The organism is Duganella qianjiadongensis, from assembly GCF_009857915.1.
Taxonomy (GTDB): Bacteria; Pseudomonadota; Gammaproteobacteria; order Burkholderiales; family Burkholderiaceae_D; genus Rugamonas; species Rugamonas qianjiadongensis.
On sequence record NZ_WWCM01000003.1, the window covers coordinates 307,442 to 327,605 of the forward strand.

General features: G+C 58.7%; 24 protein-coding genes and 1 tRNA gene. 11 read left to right on the top strand and 14 right to left on the bottom strand.

Annotated features, from left to right (window positions below; all coding sequences use genetic code 11):
* Positions 1-34: 34 nt before the first annotated feature.
* Together GTP27_RS07050 and GTP27_RS07055 are read left to right on the top strand one after the other, a co-directional pair.
* Positions 35-391: a winged helix-turn-helix domain-containing protein gene (locus tag GTP27_RS07050; RefSeq protein WP_161038467.1), complete on the top strand. Its 357-nt coding sequence runs from the start codon at positions 35-37 to the stop codon at positions 389-391.
* An 80-nt stretch (positions 392-471) separates the two neighbouring features.
* The gene (locus GTP27_RS07055) at positions 472-660 is read left to right on the top strand and encodes a hypothetical protein (protein WP_161038468.1); all 189 of its coding nucleotides are present in this window, start codon (positions 472-474) and stop codon (positions 658-660) included.
* A 431-nt stretch (positions 661-1,091) separates the two neighbouring features.
* Here GTP27_RS07055 and GTP27_RS07060 read toward each other — a convergent pair whose 3' ends face one another.
* The 4 genes from GTP27_RS07060 to GTP27_RS07075 all read right to left on the bottom strand — a co-directional run bounded on the left by GTP27_RS07060 (position 1,092) and on the right by GTP27_RS07075 (position 3,025).
* The gene (locus GTP27_RS07060) at positions 1,092-1,685 is read right to left on the bottom strand and encodes a hypothetical protein (protein WP_161038469.1); all 594 of its coding nucleotides are present in this window, start codon (positions 1,683-1,685) and stop codon (positions 1,092-1,094) included.
* Positions 1,666-2,064, bottom strand: coding sequence for a hypothetical protein (locus GTP27_RS07065; protein ID WP_161038470.1), 399 nt, complete (start codon positions 2,062-2,064; stop codon positions 1,666-1,668). The genes GTP27_RS07060 and GTP27_RS07065 overlap by 20 nt, the downstream gene beginning before the upstream one ends.
* Before the next feature lie 9 nt (positions 2,065-2,073).
* Entirely contained in the window at positions 2,074-2,568 is a 495-nt protein-coding gene (locus GTP27_RS07070; RefSeq protein ID WP_161038471.1) for an Hcp family type VI secretion system effector, read from the bottom strand.
* Between the two features lie 380 nt (positions 2,569-2,948).
* A tRNA-Pro gene (locus tag GTP27_RS07075) sits at positions 2,949-3,025 on the bottom strand.
* A gap of 216 nt (positions 3,026-3,241) precedes the next feature.
* Here GTP27_RS07075 and GTP27_RS07080 point away from each other — a divergent pair.
* Positions 3,242-5,560, top strand: coding sequence for a TonB-dependent receptor (locus GTP27_RS07080; RefSeq protein WP_161038472.1), 2,319 nt, complete (start codon positions 3,242-3,244; stop codon positions 5,558-5,560).
* Positions 5,561-5,601: 41 nt separating this feature from the next.
* Complete coding sequence (gene arsC / locus GTP27_RS07085) at positions 5,602-5,949, top strand: arsenate reductase (glutaredoxin) (RefSeq protein ID WP_161038473.1); 348 nt, start codon at positions 5,602-5,604, stop codon at positions 5,947-5,949.
* Between the two features lie 51 nt (positions 5,950-6,000).
* Here arsC and ispB read toward each other — a convergent pair whose 3' ends face one another.
* Positions 6,001-6,990 (bottom strand): octaprenyl diphosphate synthase, encoded by a 990-nt coding sequence (ispB, locus tag GTP27_RS07090; protein WP_161038474.1) that lies wholly within the window; start codon positions 6,988-6,990, stop codon positions 6,001-6,003.
* Between the two features lie 284 nt (positions 6,991-7,274).
* On the opposite strand from ispB, the gene rplU reads away from it, so the two are divergent.
* The 4 genes from rplU (at position 7,275) to proB (ending at position 10,432) form a co-directional block, all read left to right on the top strand.
* Complete coding sequence (rplU, locus tag GTP27_RS07095; protein WP_008445658.1) at positions 7,275-7,586, top strand: 50S ribosomal protein L21; 312 nt, start codon at positions 7,275-7,277, stop codon at positions 7,584-7,586.
* A gap of 39 nt (positions 7,587-7,625) precedes the next feature.
* Entirely contained in the window at positions 7,626-7,883 is a 258-nt protein-coding gene (gene rpmA, locus GTP27_RS07100) for a 50S ribosomal protein L27 (protein WP_155434452.1), read from the top strand.
* Positions 7,884-7,994: 111 nt separating this feature from the next.
* On the top strand, positions 7,995-9,104 hold the full coding sequence (gene obgE, locus GTP27_RS07105; RefSeq protein ID WP_161038475.1) for a GTPase ObgE: 1,110 nt from the start codon (positions 7,995-7,997) through the stop codon (positions 9,102-9,104).
* A gap of 209 nt (positions 9,105-9,313) precedes the next feature.
* On the top strand, positions 9,314-10,432 hold the full coding sequence (proB, locus tag GTP27_RS07110) for a glutamate 5-kinase (protein ID WP_161038476.1): 1,119 nt from the start codon (positions 9,314-9,316) through the stop codon (positions 10,430-10,432).
* Positions 10,433-10,480: 48 nt separating this feature from the next.
* On the opposite strand, the gene GTP27_RS07115 is transcribed toward proB, so the two are convergent.
* The 6 genes from GTP27_RS07115 to fdxA form a co-directional block, all read right to left on the bottom strand.
* On the bottom strand, positions 10,481-11,611 hold the full coding sequence (locus GTP27_RS07115) for a DUF3466 family protein (RefSeq protein WP_229633487.1): 1,131 nt from the start codon (positions 11,609-11,611) through the stop codon (positions 10,481-10,483).
* A 150-nt stretch (positions 11,612-11,761) separates the two neighbouring features.
* Positions 11,762-12,409, bottom strand: coding sequence for an endonuclease III (gene nth / locus GTP27_RS07120; protein ID WP_161038477.1), 648 nt, complete (start codon positions 12,407-12,409; stop codon positions 11,762-11,764).
* Between the two features lie 48 nt (positions 12,410-12,457).
* Entirely contained in the window at positions 12,458-13,129 is a 672-nt protein-coding gene (rsxB, locus tag GTP27_RS07125; protein ID WP_161038561.1) for an electron transport complex subunit RsxB, read from the bottom strand.
* 156 nt (positions 13,130-13,285) lie between these two features.
* Positions 13,286-14,521 carry a polyhydroxyalkanoate depolymerase gene (locus tag GTP27_RS07130; RefSeq protein WP_161038478.1) on the bottom strand — a complete coding sequence of 412 codons (1,236 nt, stop codon included), beginning with the start codon at positions 14,519-14,521 and terminating at the stop codon, positions 13,286-13,288.
* A 213-nt stretch (positions 14,522-14,734) separates the two neighbouring features.
* Entirely contained in the window at positions 14,735-15,799 is a 1,065-nt protein-coding gene (locus GTP27_RS07135) for an NAD(P)/FAD-dependent oxidoreductase (RefSeq protein WP_161038479.1), read from the bottom strand.
* Positions 15,800-15,909: 110 nt separating this feature from the next.
* The gene (fdxA, locus tag GTP27_RS07140) at positions 15,910-16,233 is read right to left on the bottom strand and encodes a ferredoxin FdxA (protein WP_161038480.1); all 324 of its coding nucleotides are present in this window, start codon (positions 16,231-16,233) and stop codon (positions 15,910-15,912) included.
* Between the two features lie 253 nt (positions 16,234-16,486).
* Between fdxA and GTP27_RS07145 the strand changes: the two genes are divergently transcribed.
* Complete coding sequence (locus tag GTP27_RS07145) at positions 16,487-16,765, top strand: polyhydroxyalkanoic acid system family protein (protein WP_161038481.1); 279 nt, start codon at positions 16,487-16,489, stop codon at positions 16,763-16,765.
* A 77-nt stretch (positions 16,766-16,842) separates the two neighbouring features.
* Here GTP27_RS07145 and GTP27_RS07150 read toward each other — a convergent pair whose 3' ends face one another.
* Positions 16,843-17,094, bottom strand: a complete 252-nt coding sequence (locus GTP27_RS07150) for an acyl-CoA-binding protein (protein WP_161038482.1) — start codon at positions 17,092-17,094, stop codon at positions 16,843-16,845.
* Positions 17,095-17,247: 153 nt separating this feature from the next.
* Positions 17,248-17,535, bottom strand: coding sequence for an HU family DNA-binding protein (locus GTP27_RS07155; protein ID WP_155434464.1), 288 nt, complete (start codon positions 17,533-17,535; stop codon positions 17,248-17,250).
* Positions 17,536-17,706: 171 nt separating this feature from the next.
* Between GTP27_RS07155 and GTP27_RS07160 the strand changes: the two genes are divergently transcribed.
* Entirely contained in the window at positions 17,707-18,507 is an 801-nt protein-coding gene (locus GTP27_RS07160; RefSeq protein ID WP_161038483.1) for an RT0821/Lpp0805 family surface protein, read from the top strand.
* Between the two features lie 65 nt (positions 18,508-18,572).
* Here GTP27_RS07160 and GTP27_RS07165 read toward each other — a convergent pair whose 3' ends face one another.
* Positions 18,573-18,929: an FKBP-type peptidyl-prolyl cis-trans isomerase gene (locus GTP27_RS07165; protein WP_161038484.1), complete on the bottom strand. Its 357-nt coding sequence runs from the start codon at positions 18,927-18,929 to the stop codon at positions 18,573-18,575.
* Positions 18,930-19,069: 140 nt separating this feature from the next.
* On the opposite strand from GTP27_RS07165, the gene GTP27_RS07170 reads away from it, so the two are divergent.
* Entirely contained in the window at positions 19,070-20,041 is a 972-nt protein-coding gene (locus GTP27_RS07170; protein ID WP_161038485.1) for a YVTN family beta-propeller repeat protein, read from the top strand.
* Positions 20,042-20,164: the final 123 nt, after the last annotated feature.

The window sequence follows — 20,164 nt, forward strand, 5'->3', positions numbered from 1 at the left end:
AGACGGCAACTTTCAAGTAGTTTCACACCGCGCCATGACGATACCTAAACGACCCGCCGACATTTATCTGCGCTTTCTGCAACTGGCTGACGCCTTGCGCGGCTTGCCGTCGTTGCCGCCGCTTGATCCTTTGGAAGAGCGCGTTCTTGCCATAGTCGCCAAGGCTAGCCGGGAAGAGGAGCGCCTGTCTGTGCGCGACATGATGGGCAAAAAGGAACTGGGTGCCCCGGCAACTGTGCATAGCCGTCTGACATCGATGCGGGAGAAGGGCTGGTTGATCCTGAGTGATACCGAAGATGCGCGCCGTAAGCAGGTAGAACTGACTCAGGCCGCGTTGCTGTACTTCGACAAGCTGTCGAACTGCATGGTACAGGCGGCGAAACAGGGCTAACGATATTTTTTCACCCCCATCTTGCCAACTATCTAAATTGCTCTAAAATATAGAGCAATATTCGCGACGAAGGGAACTACGTGGACACAGAAACGAAAGTCGGTCCTGCTACTCAGGACGTGGCTATCGAGCTTGCCTATGCCAAGTACATGGCGGCGCTGGCGACCCATGTTCCCCGGCCTGCTGCGCCGTTTGCCAATGATTTCCGTGATGATCTGCCTGCGCCGGCGGCGGTTGCTGCCGCTGCTCCGCTTAAGCCTGCGAAGTAATTTCTGACGCGTTTCCTTTGCTCTGAAAGCTAGCCTGAATCGTCGGGGTGAGAGGGTTCGAACCTCCGGCCTCTACGTCCCGAACGCGCTTCCTACTACTTTTACCGTACCCTGGGTTGTGGATAAATCATTATAAATCAAATACTTACCAATATAGAGTTTTTCGCTATGGGAAGGAAAATCAATGGCAAAAAACGAAATCTGCCACTGATTTGCCACTGATATTTGAATCGCTGCCACTGCCACTGATCTGCCATTTTGTGCATCAGCAAGCACCGCCAGCGGATACTTCGATGGCTATCTCTAGAACTCCATCCAGGGCGGCGGTCTCCGCTAGACTGTGGTGTTGTTGCCTGACCTGTAGTAGCGGGAGGGGGATAGGGGGCCTATTATCTCAGTCGACAGATCAGATCCTTTTTGCACTTTCCAGCTCACCTCGCGAAATATTGGGCGAACGCTTCCTGAAGCTCTGGTGCGAGTTTATTGAAGTCGATGTGCTGTTTCTTGATTTCAGCGCGTAGCCGGTCAGGACCTCCAGCCGCCCGAACTGTTCTGGTGGCAAGATCGCGGGCCAACTCTCGCAGGATTGGATCGGGCACATTTCCATCTTTGTCGGCGTTAGGGTCATGCGTTTCGAATGTTTCCGATGCGTCATCGCCGCCGCACTTGCTGCTCGTCACGGTATAGACAGCCCCATTATTCCAGAATTCGTATAGTTTCTGCTCCGGCTCTTTGTTCAATCGCCTGAAATAGCCAGTCAGTACGTAATACGTTTTCGCTCCTCCCTGCGCGAGCCCAAATATCCATACGCGGCTTGTGACGAATTCATCTTCAAGCTGGCTGCACCTTACCCGCAAGTCCTCAGGAAACGGATCAAGGTTGATCCGATCAATTGGCAAGCGCAGCCCCAATACCGGAACTGTCAGAAAGCGGGGCGGTTTATCACCACCCGTGGCAGCGAGAGCTGTTGCGCTTATTCCAAACAGGACTGCAGCGGCAATTTTTCTAATAGCGGTAGACAGCATATTTGGGCCTTGGTTTTTGACTGCGGTAAGCGGGTCCTGCCCAAAAATCTGTCTGGACAAAATCCGATATCCAATCTTTCCCATCGTACCCGGCAACGTGACCTGCCTGCACGCCACCATTGTGCGGCTCCATCACCATCACGTCGCCACGAATGAAACTAAAAGTGTCCGGATCGTCCACTGATATTTCGTGGAATCCGAGCCGCTCCAAGGTCAAGCCATAAAGTTTTCCGTAACGCGGCGGGCTGAACTCGTTAAAATGCGCGCCGCCAGCCTGCAGTGCTTTTCTGACGTACTCGCCACATTTTCCTCTGCCGTGATGGTCCCGGAGCGCATGGTTACGCAAATGCTTCACGAACTTTTCGATATCGACAGGCATGGTGCACCGCTACGCGATCTTGTTGGCTGCCAAATCCCAGCCGCCTACTGTGGAGCCTGCCATGCCGCCGCTGATTTTCTGCTGGGTGTAGGTCCAGTTCACCTTGGAGTATTTCGGGTTCACCGTCTCGCACAGATACGATTCATCACCCCCGAGATGCGGCTTCACCATTCCGATCAAGACGTTTGCAAGTTCGATTTCAAAGTATTTGACGCGTGTTCCACTGCCATCGGCGCGGAAAAACTCGAACTTCGCCTTGGATATTGTCTTGCCGGCCGCACATGTCTGTGCAAGAACAGGAGAAGATAGGTCCGCCAATTTGGAGAACGAGATGTCGGACATCGAGACCCGCTCTGCCGTATGGCCGCCAGCGGTCGAGGCCGTGCCGCTGCGTGGCTGATGGACGCCCCAATGGACACCGGTTACTTCAATCCACTCTTTGTGTTTGTCGTCCTGGGACTCGCCTTTGATGCCTTCGATTTGCAGATAGACGTCGATTGCCACGGTGCTGGGCTCCTTATCTGGTTGTTTAGCGAGGACTGCTCGGTGGGCTGCCTGGTCAGCGCGGTGTCATCGGGCCTGACGAAGTCGGCCGATGGATTCGAGTGTGGCACGGCAACTTGGCCGCCAATTTGTGATGCATCAGGAGGAAACGCGATAAGTGCAGCCCGCTGCCCACTGTTTATCGTTGCTGTGATGAGATGGGGGCGGCGGGTACAGTCAGCGAAAGGGGATGATTTTGACGAGCAATCGAGTCTCGACCAAATGTCCCTTGAAATAAGCGCAGTTTGTTCAATGTTCAGTTCGTCAAATGCCCCTTGCCACTGATCGACCGTAAACGAAAACAGCGGGTTGCATAACCCGCTGTTTTTAAATGAATTCTATGGTCGGGGTGAGAGGATTCGAACCTCCGGCCTCTACGTCCCGAACGTAGCGCTCTACCGGGCTAAGCTACACCCCGCCGACCTAGTCTCTACGTCAGAATTCTGCACCAACTCCCTCTCCCCAGCAATCCGCGCGCCGTACATCCGGTGATTAAAAAGCGAAAAAAAGGCCACAATCTGTAGAGATTTTACAAATCTTGGCAGAGTTTTTGCTTTAAGGATGAGTAATCGAATTAATATAAATCATAATCTTGTCATCTGCCCCATCTTGGGGCGCCAGGGAGAAATTACTCATGCCTTTACGTCGCAGCCTGATGGCTCTTGCCGTTCTCACCGCATATAGCGTCCCCGTTCTGGCGCAGCAGTCGGACGAAATCGAAGTGGTTAACGTTACGGCGCAAAAGCGCAAGGAAGATCCGGCCAAAGTCGCGATGAGTATCAGTGCCGTGACGGGCAGCCAGTTGCAGGCCGAACATGTGCGCGATATTACCGATCTGACCCGTGTGGTGCCGAATATCTCGTTCACAGCGGCCAGCGGCAATGGCGGCGCCGGGCCCGGCACGTCCAACGTGGAGATACGCGGCATCAGTTCCACAGCAGGCGCGGCGACGGTGGGGATCTATCTGGGCGACACGCCTGTGACGGTGGGTAATGTCTACACCATGGGCAATGTCGAGCCGCGCTTCTTCGATATCGAGCGGGTGGAAGTGCTGCGCGGGCCGCAGGCCACTCTGTACGGCGCCAGTTCTATGGGCGGAACCATCAAGTTCGTGCCGGTCGAGCCGGATCTGAAGGAACGCGAATTTACGACCTACAGCGAAGTGTCGAATACCAAGGGCGGCAGCGCCAACTATGCGCTCAATGCGGTAGCCAATCTGCCGCTGATTGCCAACGAACTGGCACTGCGCCTCGGTGTGCAGGCCCAGCATACGGGCGGCTTCATCAATCAGGTGGATGGCGACGGCAAAGTGCTGGCCAATAACATCAACCAGATCAATGATCAGGAGTTTCGCGCTGCGCTGAAATGGAAGCCGCTGCGCACGCTGACGATTACGCCATCGCTGTACTACCAGCGCATCGATGCCAAGGATATTGCTGCCTTTAATCTGGATCTGCCGCTTTATCAGGCGCGCAAGCAGGTGCGCGAACCATCGATAGACCGCCTGCTGACGCCTAGCGTTACCGTCAACTGGGATATGGGCCCCGTCGATCTGACTTCGACCACCAGCTATTTCGAGCGCAAATTCGACCGTACCCAGAACGGTTCGGCCTACAACAGCTATTCGCTGTCGACCTTCCTGACGTCGACCGAGGATGGCGGCAAGGCGCCACCGGCCCTGATCGACGCCGTGGCCGGTCTGCCTTCGGCAGTGTATCTGAACAATCAGGTGCGACAGGTGGCGCAGGAGTTCCGTCTGGCCTCCCATCCGTATGACGAGAAAGTGTCGCCATGGACCTGGCTGGCGGGCACCTATTTCTCCAACCAGCATACCAATGTGATCGAGAACGATCCTATCTTCGGTGTGACGGATACCTTCAAGTCCTTCGGTTTTGATATTGCCGATCCGGACCTGCTGCCGGGCGCGCATGCCGGCCAGTTCCCCAACGATAACTCGTTCGCCGGCGCTTTTCATTTCCGCGAAAAGCAGTCCTCCGTATTCGGTGAAGTGAATTACTACTTTGCACCGCAGCTGCATGCCACGGTGGGCGCGCGCTATCTGAAGGCCAATACCACGCTCAGCCAGCGCAACGGCAATTATCTGGCCGGTGCCGGCAATAACAGCAGCGCCGATACTTCCTCCAGCGCTTTCACGCCCAAGTATGCACTGACCTGGGAAATTAACCCTACTAATACCGTGTACACCAGCGTGGCCAAGGGCTTCCGCCTAGGCGGCGCCAATATCTATGTGCCGCCTACCACCTGCGGTCCGGATCTGGCTGCCAACGGTATCGACAAGGGCCCGCCTTCGTATGCGCCGGACAGCCTGTGGAGCTATGAAGTGGGCAGCAAGTCGCGCTTCTTCGGCAACCGTGTCAGCGTCAATGCCGACGTGTTCTACGTAAAGTGGAGCAATATCCAGCAGGGCGTGTATCTGCCAACCTGCGCCTATACCTATAACGCCAATGCGGGCGATGCTACTACCAAGGGCTTCGAGTTCGATATCAAGGCCAAGCCGCTAAGTGGCCTGACGCTGTCGGCCTCGGGCGGCTATGTGCAGGCCGAACTGTCCAACAACCGCGGACTGGAAAATGGCGTTGTGGGCGCGGTGACGGGCGCGCGGATACAGGGCGTACCGAAGTACAACGCTGCACTGACGGCCAGCTATAACTTCTCGGTGGCCGAGTATCCGTCGTTTGTAATGGCCGGCATGCAGTGGGTGGGTTCCAGCCATGGTTCGCTCGATCCCTCGCAGACCGACTACAGCCGCCCCGCTTATCACAGCACCGATCTGAGTGCGGGCGTGACGGTTGGCAGCTTTGCCTACACGGTATTCGTGAAGAACGCTTTCGATACCGATACCCTGATCCAGCATCCGCAGGTGGCTTCCATCGTGCAGGGCTACCGGCTGGCGCCACGCAGCATAGGCTTTAGTCTGGCGACCAAGTTTTAAGCGATAATGCTGCCTTTTTGCGTGTGCATAAAGGCAGCGTCATGAATATCACGATCTACCACAATCAGGCTTGCGGCACCTCCCGCAAGACGCTGGAAGCGATCCGCGCCAGCGGCGTCGAGCCGGAAATTATTGATTACGTCAAGCAGCCGCCTAGCCGTGCCGCTCTGCAGGAAATGATTGCCCAGGCCGGCATCAGTGTGCGTGCAGCGATGCGCAACAAGGGCGAACTGTATGAGCAGCTGGGGCTGGCCGATACCAGCCTGAGCGATGAAGCTCTGCTGGATGCCATGATGGCCCATCCTATCCTGATCGAACGTCCGTTCGTGGTCAGTGCCAAGGGCGTGCGCTTATGCCGCCCGAGCGAGCTGGTGCAGGAAATTCTGTAATAAGCTGCGGAGGGGCAGGCTTGGCAATTGCCCGGTCTGGCCCCGGCTGGATTAGTGGTTGCGGTGCACCGAGAAGTGCGCCAGTTGCAGCAGCGATGCTTTATAGATGCTGTCTGGCAGGTCGGCGATGGCGTCGGCAGCACGTTCGGCTGCCGCCACGGCCTGCTGGCGGGTGTAATCGAGGGCGCCGCTGCTGGTGATGGCGGCGAGGATGGTGTCGAAATGCTGCTCGTCGCCTTGCTCGATGCAGCTGCGTACCAGTGCGCGCTGCTCCGGCGTGCCGTTTTCCATCAGATAGATCAGCGGCAGGGTAGGTTTGCCTTCGCGCAGGTCGTCGCCCACGTTCTTGCCGATTTCGCTGGCGTCGCCAGCGTAGTCGAGCACGTCGTCAATCAGCTGGAAGGCAGTGCCCAGCGAGCGGCCGTATTCGCCTGCCGCCGCAATCTGCGCATCGTTGCAGCCGGAGATCAGGGCGCCCAGCTCGGCGGCAGCTTCGAACAGCTTGGCCGTTTTCGAGCGGATCACCTGCAGATAGCGTTCCTGATTCACGTCCGGATCGTGCATGTTCAGCAGTTGCAGCACTTCGCCTTCGGCGATCACGTTGGTGGCGTCGGACAGGATCTGCATCACCCGCATATTGTTCAGGCTGACCATCATCTGGAACGAACGCGAGTACAGGAAGTCGCCTACCAGCACGGAAGCGGCATTGCCGAACAGAGCGTTGGCCGTGGCGCGGCCACGGCGCAGCGAGGATTCGTCCACCACGTCATCATGCAGCAGGGTCGCGGTGTGGATGAATTCGACCACGGCCGCCAGTTCGTGGTGCGCCGTGCCCTGGTAGCCGTAAGCATTGGCGACCAGCAGCACCAGCACGGGACGGATACGCTTGCCACCAGCGCTGATGATGTATTCTGCAATCTGGTTGACGAGGCTGACCTCGGAATGCAGTTTCTGGCGGATCACCGTGTTGACGGCATCCATATCGGCTGCAATCGTGAGTGCGATGGTATTTTGTGGGGCGGTTTGGGTAGCGGCAGACAAGACGAACCTGTGCAGTAGACTATGGGTGGTCGTGATTATACGACATGCCCCTGCACAGAGGGGTATAGCCCAACATGACAGTCGGGATAGTTTGTCAAAAAAACAGCGCAATCGGGCCGCTCAGGCCAACAAGCATGTCAGACATACCACGCGCCGCAACTTTTGTGAATAGTTTTTGACGCGAAATCCCATCCCATGTATAATCAGCGGTTCCCCGGTTTCTATGCTGTTGTTTTTGCAGAGGCCGGACGGAATTTTCTTAACATTTGATGAGGTTTCAAATCATGTACGCGGTCATAAAAACCGGTGGCAAACAGTATAAAGTTGTCGCTGGCGAAAAACTCAAAGTAGAACAGATACCTGCAGACATTGGTTCCGAACTCACTATCGACCAAGTCCTCGCCGTTGGCGAAGGCGAGAGCATCAAGTTCGGTGCTCCTCTGGTTGAAGGTGCGAAGGTACTGGTTACTGTTGTGGCACACGGTCGTCACGATAAAGTGAAGATTTTCAAGATGCGTCGTCGTAAGCACTACCAGAAGCATCAAGGCCATCGCCAAAATTACACCGAAATCCAAATCGTATCGATCAACGGCTAATCGCCGCTTGCCCGAGAATTAGTATCCAAGGAGTCTTAAATGGCACACAAAAAAGGCGGCGGCACTACGCGAAATGGTCGTGACTCAGAATCAAAACGTCTGGGCGTTAAAGTGTACGGCGGTCAATCGATCAACGCCGGCGGCATCATCATTCGTCAACGTGGCACTCCAGTGCGCGCTGGCGAAGGCGTAGGTACCGGCAAAGACCACACCCTGTTCGCTCTGGTGGACGGCAAGGTCAAGTTCGTGACCAAGGGCGTAGGCTCGAAGCAGTACGTTACCGTAGTAGCAGCGTAATCACGCTACCGGCCCGCTGCGCCGTGCGCGCGGGCTGATTTGTAAGGCGCAAGCCTTCAATCGAAAGGCTCTGCCAAAGGTGGAGCCTTTTTAGTTTTATGGCGGCACATTATGAAGTTTATCGACGAAGCAAAAATTGAAGTGATCGGTGGTGACGGTGGCAATGGTTGCGCCTCGTTCTGTCGTGAGAAATTCCGCCCGTTTGGCGGCCCTGACGGCGGCGACGGCGGCAAAGGCGGCTCGATCTGGGCTGTGGCAGACCGTAACATCAATACGCTGGTCGATTTCCGCTTCTCCAAAGTGCACCGCGCCAAAGACGGCGAATCGGGCCGTGGCGCCGACTGCTACGGCAAAGGCGCGGACGATGTGTTCCTGCGCATGCCGGTGGGCACCCTGATCATTGACGAAGCCAGCGGCGAAATCATGGCCGACCTGACCACGCACGGCCAGCAGGAAATGCTGGCCAAGGGCGGCGAGGGCGGCTGGGGCAATATCCACTTCAAGACCTCGACCAACCGCGCACCGCGCCAGAAAACCGAAGGCAAGGAAGGCGAACGCCGCGAACTGCGTCTGGAACTGAAGATACTGGCCGACGTGGGCCTGCTCGGTATGCCGAATGCCGGCAAGTCGACCTTCATCACCGCGGTGTCCAACGCCCGTCCGAAGATTGCCGATTATCCCTTCACCACGCTGCACCCTAACCTCGGTGTGGTGCGTGTATCGCACGAGAAGAGCTTCGTGATCGCCGACATTCCCGGCCTGATCGAAGGCGCCGCCGAAGGTGCCGGTCTGGGTCACCAGTTCCTGCGCCACCTGCAGCGTACCGGCCTGCTGCTGCACATCGTCGATCTGGCACCGTTCGAAGCCAATGTCGATCCGGTGAAGGAAGCCAAGGCACTGGTCAACGAACTGAAAAAATACGATGCCTCGCTGGTGGACAAGCCGCGCTGGCTGGTACTGAACAAACTGGACATGGTGCCGCAGGAAGAGCGCGCCAAGAAGGTCAAGGACTTCATCAAGAAGTTCGGCTGGAAAGGTCCCGTGTTCGAGATTTCCGCACTGGGCCACGAAGGTACCCAGGAGCTGGTCAACGCCATCTATCTGCATCTGGAAGAGAAGAAGCATGGCGAGCAGCGCGCCGAAGAAGTGCATATGACGGAAGAGGCGCGTGGCATCTCGTCGATCGATCCCGATGATCCGCGCTTCAAAATTATCGACTAAGTGAGCGACTAAGTCTCGACGTACCCTCTGCATCACCGGCATAATCAGTTATCAGCTGATTATGCCTTTCCACTCTGCGCCCGCGCTGCCATCGCAGCACGGGTGACTGCTAGCGGCAAAGCCGGGCGATCCGCCCCACACCATCACTGCACTGCATGTTCCGGTCCCGCCGGAGTTTTTAGTCTGCCTGTTTTGAGAGTTGCCGCATCATGAAATCCGTCATACAGAACGCCCAACGCATTATCATCAAAGTCGGTTCATCGCTGGTTACCAACGATGGCCGTGGCCTCGACCATGGCGCTATCGCCCGCTGGGCCGCCCAGATCGCCGGTCTGCGCGCACTGGGCAAGCAGGTAGTGCTGGTGAGTTCAGGCGCGATTGCGGAAGGCATGCTGCGCCTGGGCTTCGAACAGCGACCGACCGATATCCATGAATTGCAGGCTTGCGCCGCTGTCGGCCAGATGGGCCTTGCGCAGATATACGAAACCAGCTTCCGCGCCCACCAGCTGGGCACGGCGCAAGTGCTGCTGACCCACGCCGATCTGGCCGACCGCGAGCGCTATCTGAATGCCCGCTCCACCCTGACCACCCTGCTGCGGCTGGGCGTGGTCCCCATCATCAACGAGAACGACACGGTGGTGACGGACGAGATCAAGTTCGGCGATAACGATACGCTGGGCGCGCTGGTGGCCAACCTGATCGAAGCCGATGCGCTGATCATTCTGACCGACCAGCATGGCCTGTACAGCGCCGATCCGCGCAAGGACCCGAGCGCGGTACTGATCCAGCAGGGCAGTGCCGGTGATCCGGCGCTGGAAGCCATGGCCGGCGGTGCCGGCACCAGCATAGGCCGGGGCGGTATGCTGACCAAGATACTGGCGGCCAAGCGCGCTGCCAAGTCCGGCGCCCATACCATCATCGCCTGGGGCCGCGATTCCGATGTGCTGGCGCGACTGGCGCAAGGTGAGGTGATCGGCACCCAGCTGGTGGCCCAGACCGGCCACCTGACCGCGCGTAAGCAGTGGATGGCCGATCACCTGCATACGGCAGGGCAGGTGGTGCTCGATGCGGGCGCCGTGCAGAAGCTGAGCAAGGAAGGCAAGTCGCTGCTGCCTATCGGCGTGATCGAGGTGAAAGGCGAATTCGGCCGCGGCGCCGTGATCACCTGCGTCAGCGAGCAGGGCGAGGCACTGGCGCGCGGCATTTCCAACTACAGCAGCACGGAAACCCGCCGCATCATGCGCAAGCCTTCCAGCGAGATCGAAGCCCTGCTGGGCTTCGTCGAAGGGCAGGAACTGATCCACCGCGACAATCTGGTGCTGATTTAAGGCGGCCGGGTAGCGTCGCTGCAGCGCCAGTCGGTCACTGTGGCATAGTCAGAGCGCCAGCATATTGCGTCCGCCCAGCTGGATGCCCCGATAGCGGCGGTGGTAGATCACTGCCGCGCCGGCGGCCAGCAGCACGATGCAGATCATCGTCATGAACTCCTGCGGCGAGCGCACCACGGTGGCGATGGCATTCGAGCGCATGGTCGATGCTTCGAATTTGCGGCCCTGATACTGGGCGCCTATCACCAGTTCCTGATTGTTGATGGCGTTGACCAGATACAGACCATGGCCGCCCGGGTGGACTGTCATTTTGCCGTCGCGGTAGACAAACGAACGCCGCTCGTCGCCGATCAGGATAGTGCCGACCACATGGCCGGCGCCGTTGACGCCTGTGGCGTAACTGTCGCCGTAACCTATCATGTTGCCCAGGTCGACCATCTCCGTGCCGTCGTACATGAAGGCGTGCCAGCGCCCGCTGGCAGTGCTGGCCGCGCCGACCACGATGCCCTCGTCGTTAATGGCGCTGGCCGAACTGGCGCGCCCGCCCGGCAGGGTACCCAGATTGATCATGCCGCTGCCGGGGCGATACAGGAAAGCGCGCCGGTAGCCGTCGCTGAGTGCGGCCGTGCCGGCGATTTCGCCGTGGTTATTGATACTGCTGGCGTAGCTGATGTTGCCGCCCAGCGTGCCGAGATCGGTCAGTTCTCCCTCGCCGTTGGAAACGAAGGCATGGAAGTAGTTGTCGCTGGTGTCGGCAAAGCCGACCACCTGACCGGCCGTGTTGATGGCCGCGCCGTAGCTGCTGTTGCCGCCCAGCGTGCCGAGGTCGCGCATGCCGCCTGCTTTGCTGTAGATGAAGGCACGCCACTGGCGGCGCTGGTTCTGCGCCGTGCCGACGATAGTGCCGCTGGCATTGATGCCCTTGGTGTAGCTTTCCTCGCCGCCCAGCGTACCCAGTTCGATCAGCTGACGGTCGTACAGGATGGCACGCTGGGTGCCCTGCTCGACATTCTGGATGATGCCTGCCACCTGTCCGCGGGCGTTGATGTCCACTGCAATGCTGGCTTCCTCATTCTTCACGGCGATGCCGAGCGGGTGGATTTTCTCTGCCGCAGAGATGCCGGCATGGCCTATCAAGACAGCAGCAAGGATGACTGAACTGGCGGTTCGCAACATCATGCATCTCCTTAGTAAGAGTTAGATATTCAACTACGCCAACTGCGGAAAGTTGAATATATAACATCCCAAAAGGAAAGGCAGCGAAAATTTTTCTGATTGATCTGGCGATCTATATGGCAGGATTTTATTGCGCAGAAGGACGCAATAGGCTCAGACGCTGTCAGGTGGCGGGGTTTTGCTGCGGTAGTCGCACAGGTCGATCTGCATGCAGTTCCAGCACTCGGGCTTGCGCGCCTTGCAGGTGTAGCGGCCATGCAGGATCAGCCAGTGGTGGGCGTCGAGCAGAAACTCGCGCGGCACGAATTTGAGCAGCTTCTGTTCGACGATGTCGACATTTTTGCCCGGCGCCAGACCAGTGCGGTTGGCGACGCGAAAGATGTGGGTGTCGACCGCCATGGTGGGCTCGCCGAAGGCCGTATTGAGCACCACGTTGGCGGTCTTGCGGCCCACGCCGGGTAGGGCTTCCAGCGCTTCGCGTTCGCGCGGCACTTCGCCGCCATGCAGTTCCAGCAGCATGCGGCAGGTGGCGATAACGTTTTTGGCCTTGGTCTTGTATAGGCCTATGGTCTGGATGTAGCTCTTTAGTTCTTCTTCGCCCAGCGCGAGAATGGCAGCCGGCGTATTCGCTACCGGATACAGCTTGCGCGTGGCCTTGTTGACGCCCACATCGGTGGCCTGCGCCGACAGCAGCACGGCGATCAGCAGTTCGAACGGCGTGCTGTATTCGAGTTCCGTCACGGGTTTAGGGTTGGCGGCGCGGAAGCGCTCGAACATGGTCTGGCGGGTCTGCTTGTTCATGCGGGCTCGTGGTAGGGATAGATCGGGTGTGAAGCGCGCTGGTTTAAACTAGGCTTTGCCTTCGGCTTCTTTGCGCAGGCGCGCGCGCTCCATGGCAGCGGCGATGATGGCGCGCTTGCGCTCCTTCTCGGCGGCGTCGGCATCGGTGGCCGGATCGAGCGCTTCCACCGCCTTCATCTTGGCCACCGCCTTGGCGGCGAGGCGGGCATCGTTTTCGTCCTTGTCGCGCTGCAGACGCAGGGCGCGGAAGTCATGGCGCGCGCGCGCGGCAGTCGCCAGTTCCGGCGTCCATGCCTGCCAGCCGGTCTGCTCGGTGACGGGATACATGACGATGCAGTCGACCGGGCAGGGGTTTACGCACAGGTCGCAGCCGGTGCACAGATCAGTCACCACGGTGTGCATCAGTTTGGCCGCGCCGACGATGGCATCGACCGGGCAGGCCTGTATGCACAGCGTGCAGCCTATGCACAGGGCCGGATCGATGTAGGCCACGGCGCGCGGGCGTTCCATGCCGTTGACAGGGTTGAGCGGAATCACCGGATAACCGGTCAGGGCGGACAGCCGCTGTATGCCTTCTGCGCCTCCGGGCGGACACTGGTTGATCGCAGCGCTGCCGTCGGCGATGGCTTGCGCATACGGGCGGCAGCCCTGATAGCCGCATTTGGTGCACTGGGTTTGCGGCAGCAGGTCTTCGATGCGATCGGCGAGAGTAGGGGTGATGGACACAGCGGCGTGAGGTCTTAAATCGGAAAAACGTCATTATCCAACAAATCGGCCGCAGATAGAGCAACGGGGCCGGATCGGCTGCCTGTGCAGCGCGATCCGGCCCCGTGTCGCGGCTTTAAGCCGTTTGCCGCCTGTCAGGCAGACTGGTGATCAGCCGTGTTTCTTGATGAACTCGGTGATTTTCGGGCATACCTGCTCACGCCAGCGGCGGCCCGAGAAGATGCCGTAGTGGCCCGCCTGCGGTGCCACGAAGTCCTGCTGCATATCGGCCGGAATATTGCAGCACAGGTCGTGTGCGGCCTGAGTCTGGCCGGCACCGGAAATATCATCAAGCTCGCCCTCTACCGTGAACAGGGCAACGGTGGTGATGTCCTGCGGACGCACCGGCTTACCGCCGACTTTCCACGTACCTTTAGGCAGGGCGTGGTCCTGGAACACCGTCTTGATGGTGTCAAGGTAGTATTCGGCCGGCATGTCCAGCACGGCGTTGTATTCGTCATAGAACTTGCGGTGGCCTTCTGCCGTCTCCTGATCGCCTTCTATCAGATGCATGTAGAACTCGCGGTGGCTCTGGGCGTGGCGGCCCGGATTCATGGCAATGAAGCCGGCGTGCTGCAGGAAGCCCGGATAGACCTTGCGGCCGAAGCCCGGATAGTTGGGCGGCACCGAGTAGATCACGGTGTTTTCGAACCAGGAGAATTTCTTCTCGACGGCCAGATTGTTGACTGCCGTCGGCGAACGGCGCGGATCGATAGGGCCGCCCATCATGGTCATGGTTTTTGGCAGTTTCGGATCCTGCTCGGTGGCCATCAGCGAGATCGCAGCCAGCACCGGCACGGTAGGCTGGCAGACGGAAATCACGTGCAGATCAGGGCCCAGCAGGCGGATGAATTCCTGCACATAGTAGATGTAGTCGTCCAGATGGAAGGCGCCGGCCGACATCGGCACCATGCGCGCATCGGTCCAGTCGGTGATGTAGACGTCGTGGTCGACCAGCAGGCCGCGCACGGTATCGCGCAGCAGCGTGGAGTGGTGTCCCGACAACGGTGCCACCAGCAGCACGGTGGGCTGCTTGAGCGCCTTGATCTGCTTGTCGCTCAGTGCTTTCTTGAAGTGCAGCAGGCGGCAGAACGGCTTGTTAACGGTAACTTCTTCGACGATGCCTACCGTGCCATCTTGCAGATCAACGTAGTTAATGTCAAAAGCCGGCTTTTCGTAGTCCTTGCCGAGCCGGTACATCAGTTCGTAGCCGGCAGCAATGCGCTGCGAGAACGGCGTGTGCGCCAGTGGCGACACGGGATTGGTGAACATTTTGGACGACGCGTCGGCCCACTGCATCAGAGGCGTCAGGAACGAGCGTTGCATTTCGTGAAGATGGTAGAGCATAGGGTATCCCTGGGGCTAGCGTTTGGTGCGGTGCACCAATTCCGTACATCATAAACCAATTATAGGACAGTTTGCCGTAATCGATTGCATTCCAAGATGCTGCTGAGCAAGGCTACGTATTATCCACAATGGTTTTGTGGCTGCAGTATGAGACTGATAAGGGTGAAAAAAAAGCAGCGTTGCCGCTGCTTTTCTGTAGGACTGGCGCTAGGCTTAGTCGAATACCGGCGTTTCCACGCCCAGCACTTTGTGCAGTTTCGGCGAGGTGGTGGTGTATTGCATGTGGATCTTCTTGTCCGGGAAGATGTATGGTGCAGCGCCGAAGGCAGCCAGCGCCGCTTCGTGGAAGCCCGACAGAATCAGCTTCTTCTTGCCCGGATAGGTGTTGATGTCGCCCACAGCGAAGATGCCCGGTACGTTGGTTTCGAACTTCTCGGTGTTCATCACTTTCAGCTGGCGGCGCTCGATGTCCAGACCCCATTCGGCGATCGGGCCCAGTTTCGGCGACAGGCCGAAGAACACCAGCAGCATATCCAGCGGTACGCGGCGGGTTACGCCGTCTGCGCCTGTCACTTTCAGCTCGCTCAGCTGGCCGTCTTTGGATTCGAAGCCGGTTGCCTGGCCGATGATCAGCTGCATTTCGTATTCGTCGCACAGGGCTTTCATCTTGGCCACGGAAGCTGGCGCAGCGCGGAATTCTTCGCGACGGTGCAGCAGTACCACGGATTCGGCTTTGCCGACGAAGTTCAGGGCCCAGTCCAGTGCCGAGTCGCCACCGCCGCAGATCACCAGATTCTTGCCTTCGAAGATGGCAGGATCTTTGACCTTGTAGTGCAGCTGGGTGCCTTCGAAGGCTTCGATGCCGTCCACCTTGATGGTACGGGCCTGGAACGAGCCCACGCCGGCTGCGATGAAGATGGTTTTGGTGATGAAGCGGGTACCGATGCTGGTTTCCACGTCGAAGCGGCCATCGGCACGGCGTTCGACCTTGGTCACTTCCTGGCCGAGGTGGAAGGTAGGATCGAACGGTTCGATCTGTTTCAGCAGGTTGTCGGTCAGTTCCTGGCCGGTGCACGATGGCACGGCGGGAATGTCGTAAATCGGTTTGTCCGGATACAGTTCCACGCACTGACCACCCACTGCGCCCAGCGAATCGATCACGTGGGCTTTGATTTCCAGCAGGCCCAGTTCGAAGACCTGGAACAGGCCGACGGGGCCGGCGCCGATGATGACGGCATCGGCTTCGATGACGTCAGGGGTAGTGACAGTGCTATTCATACGTGGTTTCCTGTTATTTCAATAATGGTTGGGCAACACCGAGCTGCGCGGCCGCCGGATTCAGCTGTCGCGTGAGGCGCTGCCTGGTGTGGCCTAGCCAGACGAAAGTCTTAGCGGACCAGCAGAGGCAGTTTTTCTTTAACGTCTTTGAACTGTTCTGCGTCGTCCAGTGCCGGGATGGTCTTGGTGATCGACGGCCAGCCGCGTGCCAGTTCGACGTTCAGCTTGATGAATTTCTGCTGGTCGGCCGGCACATCTTCTTCTGCATAGATTGCATTGACTGGGCATTCGGCTACGCAGACGGCGCAATCGATGCACTCGTCCGGATCGATGGCGAGGAAATTCGGGCCCTGGCGGAAGCAATCTACCGGGCAAACATCGACGCAATCAGTGTAGCGGCAAGCGATGCAAGATTCGGTAACAACGTGAGTCATAACAGTCCTATCAATGTAGTGGTGCAGCGGCGTCGGCGGCGTGGCATCGCCCGGCCAACCTCGGCAAAGCACTGTATTTTAAGGTAATTCGCTATTTCTCACAAATTGCGCTTATATACAATACAAATAAGCAAATTCGTTTCGGGGGCGCTACAGCAGCCCTTGCAGCGGCATTTCAGACTGCCGGCAGGCACTGGTGGCGGGGCGGCGCAACTGGCATGATGGCAGCTTTTTCCAGCATGAGGAGTAGGCCATGGCCGACATTAACATCGTACAGAAGCACCAGCTCGCGCCAGAGCAGGCCCGTGCAGCGGCACAGCAAGTGGTCGATAAACTGGCCGAACAGTTCGAACTGAGCTGCCGCTGGGACGGCGATGTGCTGCATTTCGACCGCACGGGGGTGAACGGCAAGCTGACGCTGGCGCCGGATCAGGCGCAGGTGCAGGTAACGCTGGGATTGTTCTATGGTGCGTTTGCCGGTGTGGTGGAGAGCAAACTGAAAGACAAGATGGCGCGCGTTTTTGCCGGCTAGGCAAGGCATGTGGATACGGCGCAGCTTGGCCAGCCGGCCAGCGCTGGCGCCGTGATCTGCCGGATTTCGGACTTGATTTACTTCAGATCTTCGATCAGATCGATGTATTGCTGCTTGGCCTCGTCCGACGAAGTGCCGCTCAGAGCAGCCCAGGCATCGTACTTGGCGCGGCCTACCATGTCGGTAAAGCCGGGACGCTCGCCCGTCGCATCGCCGCTAGCCGCCTGCTTGAACAGGGCGTAGATTTTCAGCAGGGTCATATTGTCCGGACGTTCAGGCAGGTTCTTGGAATCGAGCTGGGCCTGGGCAAATTGTGCATCTAAACTCATGGTGTCTCCTCGCGGGGCTGGTTGATGTCGCCATCATAACCTCAGCTGCCTTGATTTCCGCTAGAGGGACTCCTCAAAAACAGAGCGGCGGCCGCTGTCATGCACAGGGGCCGCCGCTGCCGGTGCCCTTGCGGGCACTATGTTACGGATGACTTATTTTTTCTTGGTCGGATTAACCGCCGACTTCAGAGTCGCGCCAGCCGAGAACTTAGGCGTTTTCGACGCGGCGATCTTGATCGCTTCGCCGGTGGCTGGGTTGCGGCCTTTGCGGGCAGCGCGTTTTGCGACGGAGAAGGTGCCGAAGCCGGTGATGCCTACCGTGTCGCCTTTTTTCAGACGCTCGGTGATGATCGCGATCAGGGTGTTGACCGCGTTGTTGGCGGCAGCAGCGGACACGTCAGTGCGTTTCGCAAATTCTGCAATCAATTCGCCTTTTTTCATTACTACCTCCTTGGTTATTGGAGCGCGCAGATTAGCATAAATATTGTCAAATGTAATGGTTTCTCTTCGAAGTAAGCCTTACAGTAGTTGCCGCGCCACGCTGCGACGCAAAAAAACACCCGCCGTTACAGGCCGCAGCGCGTGCCGAAAAAGGTTTATGATGGCTGCACCATGGATAGAACGACGCGTTTTTCTGATCAGATTCTGCAAGCGTATGCCGATGGCGTACTTGATGCAGCCACCGTGCGTGCGCTGGAAATCGCCATGCAGCACGACAGCGCGCTGGCGCTACGGGTGGCACAGCTGCGCCGCAAGGCCATAGGCGCAGCAAGCGCCAAGGCGGGCGCCAAAGTGGTGCAACTGGCCGGCGTGCGGGCAGAACGTGCGGCGGCAGCGCGCAAGGCTGGCCAGCGTCGCTGGGGCTGGCTGGAGTGGAGCGCGCTGGCGCTAGGCAGCGCCCTGGTGCTGGGTTTGATCCTGCTGGGTTTGTTCGGCAGCCGTGCCGGCTGGTCGCACTGGTGGCCGCTGGCAGGCAGCCCCGTGGCAGGCAGTCCGGCGCCGCAAGCCCTCAGTCCTTCCGGCATTCCCGCCATGGCCACCCACGACGGCAGCCTGCTGGCGCAAGGCAGCCTGCTGCTGGCGCTGAACCAGCAGCCGGGCGGGCGCACCACGCCCGATGGCGAAATCCGTATGGGGCAGAGTTTTATGACAGGGGATGGCAATTACTGCCGCAGCTTCAGTCTGCTCGGTATGCAGCAGGATCTGACGGGGCTGGCGTGTCGCGAGGAAGGTGTGTGGCAGATACCGCTGCTGGTGCAGAACCGCAGGAATATGCCGGCGCTGGGCAGCCATCGCAATGCGGCGGGCGATATGCCAGCGCTGCTACAGGAAGCCATACGCCAGCGCAAGGCTGGCGCGGCGCTCGATGCGCAGGCCGAGGAGCTGGCGCTGCAGCGGCGCTGGCAGCACTAGCAACGGGGCAACAGGTGGGGGCAGGCCGGCTATGCAACGATGCCCGACCTGCCCCCGCCGGAGCATTAAACGGCCAGCAGTTCGACGTCGAAGATCAGGGTGGCGTTAGGCGGAATCACGCCGCCGGCGCCGCGCGAGCCGTAGCCCAGATCGGAAGGGATGATCAGCTGGCGGCTGCCGCCCACTTTCATACCCTGCACGCCTTCATCCCAGCCGCGGATGACCATGCCGGCGCCCAGCGCGAATTCGAACGGGTCGTTACGGTCTTTGCTGGAATCGAATTTCGGGCCTTTGCTGCCGTCGTCGTTCTGCAGCCAGCCGGTGTAGTGCACGGTGACGTTCTGGCCGGCCTTGGCTTCGGCGCCTTCGCCCACAGTCAGTTCGATGTATTGCAGGCCGGAGCCGGTAGTAATGGTGCTCATGTTATTCCTTCAGGTGTACGGTTAAAGACAGGCCCGCATTGTAGCAGGGCGTCCGCGCGCGCGATTAATTGCGGCTACTTCCTTGCCGCTTTCCCGTTTGCACGTAAAATAGGTGTTTTGCTACTACACGCGATTCCTCCATGTTCCGCAGTTTCCGCCGTATCGCCCTTTCCTGTGTCTGCGCCCTGACTGCCGTGAGCAGCGTGCAGGCCAATGTCGTTGTCGTACTCAATTCGCGCGACGCTACCGTGCAGCTGCTCGATCAGGACAGCTATAAAGACCTGGCCACTTTCCCTGTGGGCAAGGAGCCGCACCACCTGATGTCCACGCCCGACAATAAATCGCTGATCGTGGCCAGCTCGGTGGGGAACGAACTGATTTTCCTCGATCCTAAAAGCGGCCACATCCAGCGCACCATCAAGGACATCCTCGATCCCTACCAGATCGGTTTTTCGCCGGACCAGAAATGGCTGGTATCGAACTCGCTGCGGCTGGACCGCGTCGACCTGTACCGCTATGACGGCACCAGCCTGACGCTGAGCAAGCGCCTGCCCCTGCCCAAGCTGCCTAGCCACATGGCTTTTAATGCGGCCAGCGACATGGTGTTCATTACCCAGCAGGGCAGCGACGAGATCAGCGCCATCGATCTGAAAACCCAGAGCATCAAGTGGACTATGCCGGTAGGTAAACTGCCGGCAGGCATATCCATGACGCCGGACGATAAGTATCTGCTGGTCGGCATCATGAGCAGCGATTATGTGGAAGTGATCGACTGGCGCGCCCAGAAAGTGGTGAAACGCATCAAAACGGGGCAGGGTACCCACAATTTCCGCGCTGCCGGCGATGGCCGTCACATTTTCGTTTCCAATCGCGTGTCGAATTCGATTAATATCATTGACCAGAAGACGCTGGAAAATGTGGGCCAGATTAATGTGCCCGGTGGTCCGGACTGTATGGAGGTGACGTCAGATGGTAAAACCATGTGGGCAACGCTGCGCTGGATTAAAAAAGTGGCCGTAATCGATATCCCCAGCCGTAAAGTCATCAAACTGATCCCCGTGGGACGCTCGCCGCACGGGGTGTTCTTCTTTAACTCCGCTCCCCGCATCTGATGCCGCGCGCCGCCACCCTGACACTGTGCATGCTGGCGCTGGCGCCGGCACTGTCACAGGCTGAATCGGGCGTGGCCAGACGCGCTGCCGAAGCCCGCGCGGCCGGTATCGCAGCCGCTTACG

What these genes read in the sequence shown, in the direction of transcription:
- nth (WP_161038477.1), bottom strand. Translation starts at nt 12,409, where the DNA reads ATGAACAAGCAGACCCGCCAGACCATGTTCGAGCGCTTCCGCGCCGCC.
- rplU (WP_008445658.1), top strand. Translation starts at nt 7,275, where the DNA reads ATGTACGCGGTCATAAAAACCGGTGGCAAACAGTATAAAGTTGTCGCT.
- proB (WP_161038476.1), top strand. Translation starts at nt 9,314, where the DNA reads ATGAAATCCGTCATACAGAACGCCCAACGCATTATCATCAAAGTCGGT.
- GTP27_RS07080 (WP_161038472.1), top strand. Translation starts at nt 3,242, where the DNA reads ATGCCTTTACGTCGCAGCCTGATGGCTCTTGCCGTTCTCACCGCATAT.
- GTP27_RS07115 (WP_229633487.1), bottom strand. Translation starts at nt 11,611, where the DNA reads ATGATGTTGCGAACCGCCAGTTCAGTCATCCTTGCTGCTGTCTTGATA.
- GTP27_RS07150 (WP_161038482.1), bottom strand. Translation starts at nt 17,094, where the DNA reads ATGAGTTTAGATGCACAATTTGCCCAGGCCCAGCTCGATTCCAAGAAC.
- rpmA (WP_155434452.1), top strand. Translation starts at nt 7,626, where the DNA reads ATGGCACACAAAAAAGGCGGCGGCACTACGCGAAATGGTCGTGACTCA.
- GTP27_RS07170 (WP_161038485.1), top strand. Translation starts at nt 19,070, where the DNA reads ATGTTCCGCAGTTTCCGCCGTATCGCCCTTTCCTGTGTCTGCGCCCTG.
- GTP27_RS07160 (WP_161038483.1), top strand. Translation starts at nt 17,707, where the DNA reads ATGGATAGAACGACGCGTTTTTCTGATCAGATTCTGCAAGCGTATGCC.
- GTP27_RS07050 (WP_161038467.1), top strand. Translation starts at nt 35, where the DNA reads ATGACGATACCTAAACGACCCGCCGACATTTATCTGCGCTTTCTGCAA.
- GTP27_RS07060 (WP_161038469.1), bottom strand. Translation starts at nt 1,685, where the DNA reads ATGCTGTCTACCGCTATTAGAAAAATTGCCGCTGCAGTCCTGTTTGGA.
- GTP27_RS07130 (WP_161038478.1), bottom strand. Translation starts at nt 14,521, where the DNA reads ATGCTCTACCATCTTCACGAAATGCAACGCTCGTTCCTGACGCCTCTG.
- GTP27_RS07155 (WP_155434464.1), bottom strand. Translation starts at nt 17,535, where the DNA reads ATGAAAAAAGGCGAATTGATTGCAGAATTTGCGAAACGCACTGACGTG.
- obgE (WP_161038475.1), top strand. Translation starts at nt 7,995, where the DNA reads ATGAAGTTTATCGACGAAGCAAAAATTGAAGTGATCGGTGGTGACGGT.
- arsC (WP_161038473.1), top strand. Translation starts at nt 5,602, where the DNA reads ATGAATATCACGATCTACCACAATCAGGCTTGCGGCACCTCCCGCAAG.
- fdxA (WP_161038480.1), bottom strand. Translation starts at nt 16,233, where the DNA reads ATGACTCACGTTGTTACCGAATCTTGCATCGCTTGCCGCTACACTGAT.
- GTP27_RS07135 (WP_161038479.1), bottom strand. Translation starts at nt 15,799, where the DNA reads ATGAATAGCACTGTCACTACCCCTGACGTCATCGAAGCCGATGCCGTC.
- GTP27_RS07065 (WP_161038470.1), bottom strand. Translation starts at nt 2,064, where the DNA reads ATGCCTGTCGATATCGAAAAGTTCGTGAAGCATTTGCGTAACCATGCG.
- GTP27_RS07145 (WP_161038481.1), top strand. Translation starts at nt 16,487, where the DNA reads ATGGCCGACATTAACATCGTACAGAAGCACCAGCTCGCGCCAGAGCAG.
- GTP27_RS07165 (WP_161038484.1), bottom strand. Translation starts at nt 18,929, where the DNA reads ATGAGCACCATTACTACCGGCTCCGGCCTGCAATACATCGAACTGACT.